The organism is Streptomyces sp. NPDC014801, from assembly GCF_043082085.1.
Taxonomy (GTDB): domain Bacteria; phylum Actinomycetota; class Actinomycetes; order Streptomycetales; family Streptomycetaceae; genus Streptomyces.
Genome location: NZ_JBIBXG010000004.1, coordinates 455,310 through 468,542 on the forward strand (window position 1 = coordinate 455,310; position 13,233 = coordinate 468,542).

Genomic DNA, 13,233 nt, shown 5'->3' on the forward strand with positions numbered 1-13,233 from the left:
GATCGGTTCGTGACGATCCGCGTAGGCATCAACGGGTTTGGCCGCATCGGTCGTAACTACTTCCGCGCGCTGCTTGAGCAGGGCGCCGACATCGAGATCGTGGCTGTCAATGACCTGGGTGACACCGCGACCACCGCACACCTGCTGAAGTACGACACCATCCTCGGCCGCCTCAAGCAGGAGGTCTCGCACACCGAGGACACCATCACGGTCGACGGCAAGACCATCAAGGTCCTGTCCGAGCGCAACCCCGCCGACATCCCGTGGGGCGAGCTGGGTGTCGACATCGTCATCGAGTCGACCGGCATCTTCACCAAGAAGGAAGACGCCGAGAAGCACATCGCGGGTGGCGCCAAGAAGGTCATCATCTCCGCCCCGGCGAAGAACGAGGACGTCACCATCGTCATGGGTGTCAACCAGGACACCTACGACGCGGCCAACCACAACGTCATCTCCAACGCCTCCTGCACCACCAACTGTGTGGCGCCGATGGCCAAGGTCCTCGACGAGAACTTCGGCATCGTCAAGGGCCTGATGACGACGGTGCACGCGTACACGAACGACCAGCGCATCCTGGACTTCCCGCACAAGGACCTGCGCCGCGCCCGTGCCGCCGCCGAGAACATCATCCCCACCACCACCGGTGCCGCCAAGGCCACCGCGCTGGTGCTGCCGCAGCTCAAGGGCAAGCTGGACGGCATGGCCATGCGCGTCCCGGTCCCGACCGGCTCGGTCACCGACCTGGTCGTCGAGCTGTCCCGCGAGGTCACCAAGGAAGAGGTCAACGCCGCCTTCCAGAAGGCCGCCGAGGGCGAGCTCAAGGGCATCCTGGAGTACACCGAGGACCCGATCGTCTCCTCCGACATCGTCAACGCCCCGGCGTCCTGCACCTTCGACTCCTCCCTGACCATGGTCCAGGAGGGCAAGAACGTGAAGGTCATCGGCTGGTACGACAACGAGTGGGGCTACTCCAACCGCCTCGTCGACCTCACGGTCTTCGTCGGCAACCAGCTCTGACGAGCCTCCCCCCAGGCATCTCGATGCGGTAGCAGGGCTCGGTCGGTGCGCACCGTCGCGTACCGGCCGGGCCCTGACGCACGTACAGGACCGGTCCCCTTTACGATCACGGAGCACCACGAGCCCTCCTCAGGAGAGTCCCCAGCAATGAAGACGATCGACGAACTTCTCGCCGACGGCGTGAGCGGCAAGCGGGTCTTCGTCCGCGCCGACCTCAACGTGCCGCTGGCCGACGGCACCATCACCGACGACGGCCGCATCCGCGCCGTGCTGCCCACCGTCAAGGCCCTCGCCGACGCGGGCGCCAAGGTGGTCGTCGCCTCCCACCTCGGCCGCCCCAAGGGCGCCCCGGACCCCGCCTTCTCCCTCGCCCCGGCCGCCGCGCGCCTCGGCGAGCTCCTCGGCGCCGACGTCGCCTTCGCGACGGACACCGTCGGCGACTCCGCCCGGGCCACCGTCGCGGGCCTGTCCGACGGCCAGGTCGCCGTCGTCGAGAACCTGCGCTTCAACGCCGGTGAGACGTCCAAGGACGACGCCGAGCGCGCCGCCTTCGCCGAGCAGCTCGCCGCGCTCGCCGACGTCTACGTCGGCGACGGCTTCGGCGCCGTGCACCGCAAGCACGCCTCCGTCTTCGACCTGCCGAAGCAGCTCCCGCACTACGCCGGCTACCTCATCGCCACCGAGGTCGGCGTCCTGAAGAAGCTCACCGACGACGTGCAGCGGCCCTACGTCGTCGCGCTCGGCGGCGCCAAGGTCTCCGACAAGCTCGCCGTCATCGACCAGCTCCTCGGCAAGGCCGACCGCCTCCTCATCGGTGGCGGCATGGCGTACACCTTCCTCAAGGCCCAGGGCCACGAGGTCGGCATCTCCCTGCTTCAGGAGGACCAGGTCCCGGTCGTCAAGGAGTACATGGAGCGCGCCGAGAAGAACGGCGTCGAGCTCGTCCTGCCGGTCGACGTGTTGGTCTCCACCGAGTTCCCGGACCTGAAGACCAAGGCCCCGGCGACGTACACCACCGTCGACGCCGACGCCATCCCGGCCGACCAGGAGGGCCTGGACATCGGCCCCAAGACCCGGGAGCTGTACGCCTCGAAGCTCGCCGACGCCGCGACCGTCTTCTGGAACGGTCCGATGGGCGTCTTCGAGCACCCCGACTACGCCGGAGGCACCCGGGCCGTCGCCCAGGCCCTCGTCGAGTCCAAGGGCTTCACCGTCGTCGGCGGCGGTGACTCGGCCGCCGCCGTGCGTACGCTCGGCTTCGACGAGAACGCGTTCGGCCACATCTCGACCGGCGGCGGCGCCTCCCTCGAATACCTCGAGGGCAAGACGCTCCCCGGCCTCGCCGCACTGGAGGACTGACCCCGCATGAGCACTCGCACGCCGCTGATGGCGGGCAACTGGAAGATGAACCTCAACCACCTCGAGGCCATCGCGCACGTCCAGAAGCTCGCCTTCGCCCTGGCCGACAAGGACTACGAGGCCGTCGAGGTCGCCGTCCTGCCGCCCTTCACCGACCTGCGCTCCGTGCAGACCCTGGTCGACGGCGACAAGCTGAAGATCAAGTACGGCGCCCAGGACATCTCGGCGCACGACTCCGGCGCCTACACCGGCGAGATCTCCGGCCCGATGCTGGCCAAGCTGAAGTGCACGTACGTGGCGATCGGCCACTCCGAGCGCCGCCAGTACCACAACGAGACCGACGAGATCGTCAACGCCAAGGTCAAGGCCGCCTACAAGCACGGCCTCACCCCGATCCTGTGCGTCGGCGAGGAGCTGGAGGTCCGCGAGGCGGGCAACCACGTCGCCCACACCCTCGCCCAGGTCGAGGGCGGTCTGAAGGACCTCCCGGCCGAGCAGGCCGAGACCGTCGTGATCGCCTACGAGCCCGTGTGGGCCATCGGCACCGGCAAGGTCTGCGGAGCCGAGGACGCCCAGGAGGTGTGCGCCGCGATCCGCGCCAAGCTCGCCGAGCTGTACACGCAGGACCTCGCCGACAAGGTCCGCATCCAGTACGGCGGCTCCGTCAAGGCCGGGAACGTCGCCGAGATCATGGCCCAGGCCGACATCGACGGCGCCCTCGTGGGCGGCGCCTCGCTGGACGCCGACGAGTTCGTCAAGATCGTGCGCTTCCGCGATCAGTGAGGCGAGCTGTGAGTATGCGGTGACGGCGTTTCGTCGTACCCTTGCGGGGGCCGGTGCATGGCCGGCCCCCGTCGTCCATCCGATTCCGAGGAAGTTGGTCCAGCCGTGGTTCTGGGGTTCTCGATCGCCCTGATCGTCTTCAGCCTGTTGCTGATGCTGCTGGTGCTGATGCACAAGGGCAAGGGCGGCGGCCTCTCCGACATGTTCGGCGGCGGCGTGCAGTCCTCCGTCGGCGGCTCCTCGGTCGCCGAGCGCAACCTGGACCGGATCACCGTGGTGGTCGGTCTGCTGTGGCTCGCGTGCATCATCGTCCTCGGCATCGTCATCAAGTCGAACAGCTGACGCCGCGCATCTCGCACAACCCGTACATTCCGCTACGTAAGGCCCCATGGTCGGTACGCGCCCCGGAGCGCGGCCTATCATGGGGCTTGCGTCTGTGTGCGGGGGCTGTAACTCCCATCACTGGACGCGCGTTGGGCCTTACGTAGACTGAGGCGCTCGCGGCGAAGCGGAACGCCGACTCGCTTCGCGGCACCATCACGCAGGGAGTTACGACCGTGGCAAGTGGCAACGCGATCCGAGGAAGCCGGGTCGGGGCTGGGCCGATGGGCGAGGCCGAGCGCGGTGAGTCCGCGCCCCGGCTGCGCATCTCCTTCTGGTGCTCCAACGGGCACGAGACGCAGCCCAGCTTCGCCAGCGACGCGCAGGTGCCCGACACCTGGGACTGCCCGCGCTGCGGCTTCCCGGCCGGGCAGGACCGGGACAACCCGCCGGACCCGCCGCGCACCGAGCCCTACAAGACGCACTTGGCGTACGTGCGCGAACGCCGCAGCGACGCGGACGGCGAGGCGATCCTCGCGGAGGCCCTCGCGAAACTCCGCGGCGAGATCTAGGACCTGACATCCGGCCGGGCGCCCAGGCGCCTGGCCGGACGCGTTGTGCCCCGGCCCGCCGGGCGCCCCTGCTGTGCACCATCGGCGTGGGCGCCCCGATCGCGATCCCGGTATGTCCATGGGACGGGCGGCTGCACGCCGGGGGACACCGGATGCGCGGCGGTCATGACCGCGTACGCGGCCGGCAGCCCGGCCGGCCCCTGCCCGCCCTGTTCGGCGCCCCGCTCGGTGGAGCGGCCGCCCGTGCCCTCGGCCCGAACGGGCCCGCCCTCTTCGCCGCCTCGTTGTTCGCCCTGGCGGTCGCCGCGCTGATACCGGCGCGCCATCCGGACGTACCTGTTGTTGCGTCGGTCGACGACATCACGACGGCTCGCGCCGCACGGTGATCGATTAGGTTGGGAACCGCTGGGACAGGCACGAAAGAAGGCTGAAGTCGGACATGAACGCAGACGGCCGCACGAGGCTCCCTCAAACGCCCGCATGGGCAGCGCTCGCCAAGCACCGTGAAGAGCTGGCCGGCACTCATCTGAGGGACCTGTTCGCCGCCGACCCCGAGCGCGGCACCGGGTACACGCTCCAGGTCGGTGACCTGCACATCGACTACTCCAAGCACCTGGTCACGGACGAGACGCTGCGGCTGCTGCGCGAACTGGCCGCCGCGACCGATGTGTTCGGTCTGCGGGACGCGATGTTCCGCGGCGAGAAGATCAACGTCACGGAGCGGCGGGCCGTGCTGCACACCGCGCTGCGCGCCCCGCGTGACGCGGTCGTCGAGGTCGACGGCGAGAACGTGGTGCCCAAGGTGCACGCCGTCCTCGACAAGATGAGCGACTTCGCGCAGCGGGTGCGCTCCGGGGAGTGGACCGGTCACACCGGCAAGCGCATCCGCAACGTCGTCAACATCGGCATCGGCGGCTCCGACCTCGGCCCGGCCATGGCCTACGAGGCCCTGCGCGCCTACACGGCACGGGAGTTGACGTTCCGTTTCGTCTCCAACGTGGATGGCGCCGACCTGCACGAGGCGCTGCAGGGTCTGGACCCGGCGGAGACGCTGTTCATCGTGGCGTCGAAGACCTTCACGACGATCGAGACGATCACCAACGCCACCTCGGCGCGCGCATGGCTCCTGGAGGGCCTCGGCGGTGACGAGAAGGCCGTCGCTCAGCACTTCGTCGCGCTGTCGACGAACGGCGAGAAGGTCGCCGAGTTCGGCATCGACACCGAGAACATGTTCGAGTTCTGGGACTGGGTCGGCGGACGCTACTCCTACGACTCCGCGATCGGCCTGTCCCTGATGATCGCGATCGGCCCGGACCGCTTCCGGGAGATGCTCGACGGCTTCCACATCATCGACGAGCACTTCCGCACCGCGCCCGCCGAGGCCAACGCCCCGCTCCTGCTCGGCCTGCTCGGCATCTGGTACGGCAACTTCCACGGGGCCGAGTCGCACGCCGTGCTCCCCTACAGCCACTACCTGTCCAAGTTCACCGCGTATTTGCAGCAGCTGGACATGGAGTCCAACGGCAAGTCGGTGCAGCGTGACGGCGAGCCGGTGGAGTGGCAGACCGGTCCGGTGGTGTGGGGCACGCCGGGGACCAACGGGCAGCACGCCTACTACCAGCTCATCCACCAGGGCACCAAGCTGATCCCGGCCGACTTCATCGGGTTCGCCGAGCCGGTGGCGGAGCTGGACGACCGGCTCAAGGCGCAGCACGACCTGCTGATGGCCAACTTCTTCGCGCAGACGCAGGCGCTCGCCTTCGGCAAGACGCCTGAGGAGGTGCGGGCGGAGGGCGTACCGGAGGAGCTGGTGGCCCACAAGACGTTCCGCGGCAACCACCCGACGACTACGATCCTCGCGCGGGAACTCACGCCGTCGGTGCTGGGGCAGCTGGTCGCGCTGTACGAGCACAAGGTGTTCGTGCAGGGCGCGATCTGGAACATCGACTCCTTCGACCAGTGGGGCGTGGAACTGGGCAAGGTCCTCGCCAAGCGCGTCGAACCCGCCCTCACCGAGGGCGCGGAGGTGCCCGGCCTGGACGCGTCCACGCAGGCGCTGGTCGCGACGTACCGGCGGCTGCGGGGCCGGTAGGCGGATCGCGGGGGAGGTGGCCACGGCCGCCGGCCGTGGCCGCCGCGGCGGTGTGCCGCAGCGGTGGGCCTCCGCCGAGAACGGCGGCCCCGTGGCCCTCAGGCCACGGCGCTCACCGCGTCCGCCAGGCGGCGGCGGGCCGCGCGCGTGGCCGGGATTGCCGCCAGGCACACCGCGCCGGTGAGCGCCGTCGCCGTCACGGCGATCAGGGCCGCCGGCGACGGGGACTGGGCGATGCCGGCGCCGATCCCGCTCGACGTGCCCTGGGTGTCGATCAGCCAGTGGGCGAGGGGGATGCCCAGGGCCAGCGCCGGCACGATCGCCGCGAGGGTCGTGAGGGCCGTCGCCGTGACGGTGATCGTCGTGATCTGGCGGGGGGAGAGGCCGATCGCCTTCAGGGCGAGCAGGTCGCGCTCGCTCTCGCGGACGGTCGCGCCGATCGCGGTGAGCAGTTCGACCAGCCCGATGAGCGCGAGGACGGCGATGAGGCCCGCGACCACGCCGCGCAGCGGGGACAGGCCGTCGGCCGGGTTCGTCACCCGGTGGACGTCCACATGGCCGTGGGCCGCCGTCGTCAGCGAGGCGGCGACCGCGTCCGGGTCGGCGCCGGGCCGCAGGCGCAGCTGGTACAGGCTCGGCCGCAGGCCCGGATCGTTCTCGCGCAGGGTGTCCAGGGAGGTGGAGATGACCCGGCCGGCGTTCTCCGGTTCGATGCTGCGGCCCACGATGTGCAGGATCTGCGGCTGGGCGCCGACGGTCATCCGGACCCAGTCGCCGACGTGCACGTCCAGCAGGTCCAGCAGGCCCTGGCCGGCCACCGCCTCGTCGGAGCCGCGCGCGGGGCGGCCCTCGGCGAGGGTGTAGGGGTAGGGCGCCTCGCGGGTGCCGAGGCCGCGCAGGGCGATCGTCGCCGTCTGGCCGGGGACGAGCGCGGCCACCTCCACGCCCGGGTAGGCCGCGGCGACCTGCGGGGTGCGGGCGAGCAGGGCCCGCGTGTCCGCGTCGCTCAGGCTCGCGTCGGTGCGGACGGTCAGCGCGGCCGGCAGCCCCATCCGCTCGGGCGCGGTGTGGAAGCGGTCGAGGGTGGTCCACGCGCTCAGCGCCACCACGATCAGCAGCAGCGGCAGCGCCAGGCGGGCCACCGTCGCCGCGCTGCGCGGGCGGCGGCTGAACGCGCGGTGCCAGCCGAGCACCAGGCCGGGCGGCACCCGCAGCCCCAGGGCGCGGCGGCCCAGACCCGTGAGCCGGCCCCCCGCGGGGGCCGCCGGACGCGGCACCGGCACCGGCGGGACGTGGCCCGCCCGCCAGGCCGCGAGCCCGGTGACCCCGGCGATGAACAGCACCGCCGCGACCGGCACGCCGATCAGCGCCGCCGAGTGCCCGGGCAGGCCCTGCCACACCCCGACCGCGTCGCCGAGCCGGCCCGGCAGCCCGCTGCCCAGGCTCTGCACCAGCACCGCGGCGGCGACCGCGCCGAGCAGGGCGTACGCCACGTGCTGGAGCAGGAAGATCCGTACGACCTGGGCGGGGGTGAAGCCGATGGCCTTCAGGACCGAGATGTCCCGCAGATGGCCCCGGATCCGGGTGGCCAGCGCGCCGTGCACGGCCAGCCCGGCGGCGAGCAGCGCGCCCAGCCCGAACAGGCCGAGCACCTGCCCGAGGAGGCGGGTGTCGCCCTGTGCCTCCGCGCGGGCCTGCTGCCAGGTGGCGACCTCGCCGACCGTGCCGGCGCCGAGCGTGGTCACGGCCCGCTGCACGGCGTAGTCCGTGTCGCCCGGGTCGGTCAGCCGCAGGCCGACGACCTGGCCGTACGGGGCGCGCACGGCGGACGGCGGGGCCCAGACCAGGCCGGGCCGCTCGCCGGGGCGGTAGCCGGGTTCGGCGCTGTCGGCGATGCCGACGACGGTCAGGGTGCGGGCGGTGCCGGGCAGCGTCAGCCGGTCCCCGGGTTCGGCCAGCAGGGCGCGGGCGAGCCGGCTCTCCAGCACCACGCCGTCGGGGTCGGCCGGCCGCAGCCACTGCCCGGAGGTGAGCAGCGGGCGGCCCACGGAGGGGCGGCCGTCGGTGGCGCGCAGTTCGACCGAGGCGCGGGTGCCGCGGGCGGCGACGGTGACGGACTCGGTGGCGTAGGGGCCGGCGACGGAGGCGACGCCGTCCAGCGCGGCGAGCTTGCCGGTGTCGGCGCCGGCGGTGGTGTGCAGCCAGACGTGGGCGCCGCGGGACTGGGTGAACAGGCGCTGCCAGGGGTTGGTGGCGTACCCGAACAGGGCCGTGGCCAGCAGCAGCGACGCGACGATCCCGGCGGTGGCCAGCACGATGAACAGCGCCTCGCCGCGGTGCGCGCGCAGATCGGAGTGCGCCCAGCGCAAAGTGGCCCGCACGCCCTCAGCCCCTCGCCCCGGTCACACCAGCACAGACCGGCGCCCACGCCCCGGCCCCGCCCCGGCGGGCGCACGCCCGCGCAACGGCCCCGCCCCGGCGGGCGCACGCCCGCGCACCGGTCGCGCCCGGACGGACCCGCGCCCCCGCCCCGGACGCCCGCGCGGCGTGGACCCGAGCCCGCGCCCCGGCGGTCCGCGCTCCGTCGAAGCCCGCCGGCGTCACCCGCACGCTCGCCCCGTTCATTCCGTCAGCTCCAGGACGCCCGAGGTGCCGCGGCCGCGGGGCGGCGGTGTGCCGTCGAGGGTCGCGTCGTCGACGATGCGGCCGTCGAAGAAGCTGATCACCCGGTCCGCGGCGCTGGCCAGCCGGGCGTCATGGGTGACCAGCAGGATCGTCTGGCCGCGCTGGTGGAAACGGGACAGCAGCCGCATCACCTCACGGGTGCCCTTGCTGTCCAGGCTGCCGGCGGGTTCGTCGGCGAGCAGCAGCGGCGGGTGGTTGACCAGCGCCCGGGCGAGGGCGACGCGCTGCTGCTCGCCGCCGGACAGCTCGCCCGGCATGCTGCGCTCCTTGCCCGCGAGGCCCAGCTCGGCCAGCAGCTCCTCCCGCTCGGCGCGGGCCCGCTTCGGCGGGACCCCGGCGAGCAGCGCGGGCAGCTCCACGTTGTCGGCGACCGACAGGTTGGAGACCAGGTTGAAGAACTGGAAGACGATGCCGATGCGCTTGCGGCGCTCCACCGCCCAGCGGGCCTCGCTCCAGGTGTCCGTGGGGGAGGAGCCGAGCCAGACGGTGCCCTCGTCGGGGCGCTGCAGCCCGCCCAGCAGGTGCAGCAGCGTCGACTTGCCGGCGCCGGACGGGCCGGTGACGGCCACGAACTCGCCGGCCGCCACGCTCAGGTCGACGCCGCGCACCGCGTGCGCGGGGGCGCCCTCGCCGTGGTGGGTCTTGACCAGCCCCTCGGCGCGCAGCACCGGCGTGCCCTCGGCGGGCGGCACGGGCCGAGGAGTCGCGGCCTTGCTCACTCCAGCTCCTCCAGCTCTTCCTGGCACCGCTCCAGCCAGTCCAGATCGGCCTGCAGATGCAGCATCGCGCCCTCGATCAGCAGATGGGCGATGCGGTTGTCCCGGCTCTCGGACGCCGCCAGCTTCGACAGACCCCGCATGGTGTTGAGGTACTGGCGCCGCTGCCGGTTGATCAGCGCGATCTGGTCGGCGAGACCGGTCTGCGGGGCGAGGGCCAGTTTCATGAAGAACTCGTCCCGTACCCGCGGCTCGTCCTCGGTGTCCTCGAACCAGGTCCGCAGCGCCTCCCGACCGTCGTCGGTGAGGTGATAGATCTTCTTGTTCGGCCTGCTGGACTGCTCGACCTCCTCGCCCTCGATCAGCCCTTGCTTCTCGAGGCGGCCGAGGGTCACATAGATCTGGCCGATGTTCGGCTGAGGGTACGCGGAGCCCAGCAGTTGCTCAAGGTCCTGCTTCAGCTCGTAGCCGTGGGCGGGGCCACGGGCGAGGAGTGCCAGGAGGGGCAGGCGCACGCCGTCGGTCCTCCTGTCTCGTCCAATGTGCTCCAGGCCCTAGTATCGCGCATACCTAACAGGTATACATGGCCTCTGACCCGGGCGAGGGTGCCCGCGGCCGGTGTACAGGGAGGAACCTATGCGGTGGATACGCGCCGCCGGTAGGGGTCTCCTCGTTCTCGCCGTCGTCCTGACCGGGTACGTCGCCTCCGGAGCCCATGCCGACGAGGGGGCCGCGGGTGGCCGAGGGCCGCTCACCCTGGCCACGGCCGGGGATCTCACCGGGTACCTCGGCCCCCTTCTGCGGGGCTGGAACGACAGTCACCCCGGCGAGAAGGTCACCCTCGTCGAGCTGCCCGACTCCGCCGACGAGACCCGCGCCCAGATGGTCACCGACCTGCGCGGCGGGGACCGCGGCCGGTTCGACGTGCTCAACATCGACGTCGACTGGACCTCGGAGTTCGCCGCGGCCGGCTGGATCGCCCCGCTGCCGCGCGACCGCTTCCCGCTGGAGGCGTTCCTGCCGCCGGTCGTGGACACGGCCACCTACGACGGCCGGCTGTACGCGGTGCCGTACGTGACCAATGCCGGGCTGCTGCTGTACCGCAAGGACGTCCTCGACAAGGAGGGCCTGCCGCCGCCGCGCACCTGGGCCGAGCTGGAGCGCGACGCGAAGACGATCGCGCCCCGGTACGGCCTCGACGGTTACGCCGGGCAGCTCCTGCCCTACGAGGGCCTGACCGTGAACGCGGCCGAGGCGGTCTACTCGGCCGGCGGCACGATCCTCGGCGACGAGGGCGCCCGGGTGACCGTGGACTCCGCGGCGGCCCGCGAGGGCATCGGCTTCCTGGCGCGCGGCCTGCGTGAGGGCTGGATCCCGAAGGCGGCGCTGACGTACAAGGAGGAGGAGTCCAAGCAGGCCTTCCAGGACGGCCGGCTGCTCTTCCTGCGCAACTGGCCCTACGCCTACGCCGTGGCCTCCGCCCCGGGCTCCAAGGTCGCCGGGAAGATCGGCGTCGTACCGCTGCCGGGACCGGACGGGCCGGGCACCAGTGTGCTCGGCGGGTCCAACCTGGCCGTCAACGCCCACGCCCGGCACCCGGAGTCCGCCCGGCGGCTGATCGCGTACCTGACCAGTGAGCGCGTCCAGCGCCAGGTCCTCACCCGTGGCGCGCTGCCGCCGGTGCGTGCCGATCTGTACGACGATCCCGCCCTGGTGCGGCAGTTCCCGTATCTGCCGACCCTGCGCGAGAGCGTGCTGAACGCCGCCCCGCGCCCCAAGAGCCCGCACTACGACCAGGTCAGCCTGGTGGTGCAGGCGGTCGTGCACGACGCGCTGACCGGGCGCCAGACCCCGGCGGCGGCGGTGCGACGGCTGGCCCGGGAGCTGGCCGCCGTCTCCGCTCGATAGTTACCTGTTAGGTAACGCGCGCATCTCATCTGCTCGCATGATGCCCGAGTATGTCCTGCTTTGAGAGCCCAACTCGGCAGTAGTCTCCGTTCTTTTCATTGACACCCTCGCGACACCGCTACATAACATGCATGCATGTTGAGTAAGTACCGCTGGTGGCGTGACGCGGTGATCTACCAGGTGTACGTCCGCAGCTTCCTGGACAGCACCGGCGACGGCATCGGCGATCTCGCGGGCGTCCGCACCGGGCTGCCGTACCTGAAGAAGCTCGGCGTCGACGGGATCTGGCTGAGCCCCTTCTACCCCTCGCCGCAGCACGACCACGGCTACGACGTCGCCGACTACTGCGACGTCGACCCGCTCTTCGGCGACCTCGCCGAGTTCGACCAGCTGATCGCGGCCGCCCGCCGCCTCGGCATCAAGGTCCTGCTGGACATCGTCCCCAACCACTGCTCCAGCGCGCACCCGTGGTTCCGCGAGGCGCTCGCGGCCGAGCCCGGCAGCCCGGCCCGCGCCCGCTTCCACTTCGCCGACGGCCGCGGCCCGGACGGCAGCGAGCCGCCCAACAACTGGCACGCCATGTTCGGCGGACCCGCCTGGACCCGGGTCGCCGACGGCCAGTGGTACCTGCACATGTTCACGCCCGAGCAGCCCGACTGGAACTGGCGCAACCCCGAGATCGGCGCGGAGTTCGACCGGATCCTGCGCTTCTGGCTGGACCGGGGCGTCGACGGCTTCCGCATCGACGTCGCCGCCGGCCTCTACAAGCACCCCGAGCTGCCCGACTCCGACGACCCGGAGGCCGACGCCCGCACCCGCGACTCGGTCAACCCACTCGCCTGGAACCAGCCCGAGGTGCACGACGTGTGGCGCCGCTGGCGCTCGACCTGCGACGAGTACGCCGAGCGCGACGGCCGCGAACGCCTCCTCGTCGGCGAGGTCTCCGTGCCCACCGCCCGCGAGCACGCGATGTACGTGCGCCCCGACGAACTGCACCAGGCGTTCTTCTTCGACCTGCTCGGCGCGCCCTGGGACGCGGACGCCTTCCGCAAGGTCATCTCCGAGGCCATGCAGGACATCGCCGGCACCGGGTCCACCGTCACCTGGGTCCTCAACAACCACGACCAGGTCCGCACCGTCACCCGCTACGGCGAGCCCACCCCGCAGGGCAGCGGCCTCGGCGCCGCCCGCGCCCGCGCCGCCGCGCTGCTGATGCTGGCGCTGCCCGGAGCCGCGTACATCTACCAGGGCGAGGAGCTGGGCCTGCCCGAGGTCGTCGACCTGCCCGACGACGTGCTCACCGATCCGATCTTCCGCCGCACCGGCAGCCGGGCCCGCATCCGCGACGGCTGCCGGGTGCCGCTGCCCTGGTCCGGGCAGGCGTCCCCGTTCGGCTTCACCGCCGGCGCCGAGACCGCCAAGCCCTGGCTGCCGCAGCCGGACTGGTTCGCCGAGTACGCCACCGACCGGGCCCTCGCCGACACCCGCTCCTTCTGGCACCTCTACCGCGACGGACTCCAGCTGCGCCGGCAGCTGCCGCAGCTGGGCGAGGGGGAGCTGCGCTGGCTGGACGCCCCGCCCGGCGTCCTCGCCTTCACCCGCGGCGACGGCCTGGTCTGCGCCGTCAACTTCACCACGGCCCCCACCCCCGCACCGGCCCCCGGCACCCCGCTGCTGTCCAGCGGCCCCTGCCCCACCCCCGGTGAACTGCCCGGCTCCACCGCCGCCTGGTGGATCGCCGACCTCTGATCCCCGTCAGCACCCGCCCCCCGAAGGGACA

Annotated in this window: 12 protein-coding genes; 9 read left to right on the plus strand and 3 right to left on the minus strand. The window is 71.9% G+C overall.

All coding sequences use genetic code 11. The annotated features are described in order from the left end of the window. Positions 1 to 9 precede the first annotated feature (9 nt). The 7 genes from gap to pgi all read left to right on the plus strand — a co-directional run bounded on the left by gap (position 10) and on the right by pgi (position 6,144). Positions 10 to 1,017: a type I glyceraldehyde-3-phosphate dehydrogenase gene (gene gap, locus ACF1AL_RS11475; RefSeq protein ID WP_103782455.1), complete on the plus strand. Its 1,008-nt coding sequence runs from the start codon at positions 10 to 12 to the stop codon at positions 1,015 to 1,017. Positions 1,018 to 1,164: 147 nt separating this feature from the next. After that, positions 1,165 to 2,376: a phosphoglycerate kinase gene (locus ACF1AL_RS11480; RefSeq protein WP_366835782.1), complete on the plus strand. Its 1,212-nt coding sequence runs from the start codon at positions 1,165 to 1,167 to the stop codon at positions 2,374 to 2,376. A gap of 6 nt (positions 2,377 to 2,382) precedes the next feature. Beyond that, positions 2,383 to 3,159 carry a triose-phosphate isomerase gene (tpiA, locus tag ACF1AL_RS11485; RefSeq protein WP_366835781.1) on the plus strand — a complete coding sequence of 259 codons (777 nt, stop codon included), beginning with the start codon at positions 2,383 to 2,385 and terminating at the stop codon, positions 3,157 to 3,159. A 105-nt stretch (positions 3,160 to 3,264) separates the two neighbouring features. Beyond that, on the plus strand, positions 3,265 to 3,501 hold the full coding sequence (gene secG / locus ACF1AL_RS11490) for a preprotein translocase subunit SecG (RefSeq protein WP_366835780.1): 237 nt from the start codon (positions 3,265 to 3,267) through the stop codon (positions 3,499 to 3,501). Positions 3,502 to 3,716: 215 nt separating this feature from the next. After that, a complete protein-coding gene (locus ACF1AL_RS11495) occupies positions 3,717 to 4,052 on the plus strand; it encodes an RNA polymerase-binding protein RbpA (protein WP_003957010.1) in 336 nt (111 codons plus the stop codon). Positions 4,053 to 4,204: 152 nt separating this feature from the next. After that, the gene (locus ACF1AL_RS11500; RefSeq protein WP_391778732.1) at positions 4,205 to 4,438 is read left to right on the plus strand and encodes a hypothetical protein; all 234 of its coding nucleotides are present in this window, start codon (positions 4,205 to 4,207) and stop codon (positions 4,436 to 4,438) included. Between the two features lie 53 nt (positions 4,439 to 4,491). Continuing rightward, on the plus strand, positions 4,492 to 6,144 hold the full coding sequence (pgi, locus tag ACF1AL_RS11505) for a glucose-6-phosphate isomerase (RefSeq protein WP_391825839.1): 1,653 nt from the start codon (positions 4,492 to 4,494) through the stop codon (positions 6,142 to 6,144). A 98-nt stretch (positions 6,145 to 6,242) separates the two neighbouring features. On the opposite strand, the gene ACF1AL_RS11510 is transcribed toward pgi, so the two are convergent. The 3 genes from ACF1AL_RS11510 to ACF1AL_RS11520 form a co-directional block, all read right to left on the minus strand. Next, positions 6,243 to 8,525 carry an FtsX-like permease family protein gene (locus ACF1AL_RS11510; protein WP_391825840.1) on the minus strand — a complete coding sequence of 761 codons (2,283 nt, stop codon included), beginning with the start codon at positions 8,523 to 8,525 and terminating at the stop codon, positions 6,243 to 6,245. Between the two features lie 240 nt (positions 8,526 to 8,765). After that, entirely contained in the window at positions 8,766 to 9,548 is a 783-nt protein-coding gene (locus ACF1AL_RS11515; protein WP_391778729.1) for an ABC transporter ATP-binding protein, read from the minus strand. Beyond that, positions 9,545 to 10,060 (minus strand): PadR family transcriptional regulator, encoded by a 516-nt coding sequence (locus tag ACF1AL_RS11520; protein ID WP_384206946.1) that lies wholly within the window; start codon positions 10,058 to 10,060, stop codon positions 9,545 to 9,547. Before ACF1AL_RS11520 ends, ACF1AL_RS11515 begins: the two co-directional genes overlap by 4 nt. A gap of 121 nt (positions 10,061 to 10,181) precedes the next feature. On the opposite strand from ACF1AL_RS11520, the gene ACF1AL_RS11525 reads away from it, so the two are divergent. Both ACF1AL_RS11525 and ACF1AL_RS11530 read left to right on the plus strand, forming a co-directional pair. Then, positions 10,182 to 11,453, plus strand: coding sequence for an ABC transporter substrate-binding protein (locus ACF1AL_RS11525; protein WP_366840631.1), 1,272 nt, complete (start codon positions 10,182 to 10,184; stop codon positions 11,451 to 11,453). 135 nt (positions 11,454 to 11,588) lie between these two features. Further along, positions 11,589 to 13,202 (plus strand): glycoside hydrolase family 13 protein, encoded by a 1,614-nt coding sequence (locus tag ACF1AL_RS11530; RefSeq protein ID WP_391660565.1) that lies wholly within the window; start codon positions 11,589 to 11,591, stop codon positions 13,200 to 13,202. Positions 13,203 to 13,233: the final 31 nt, after the last annotated feature.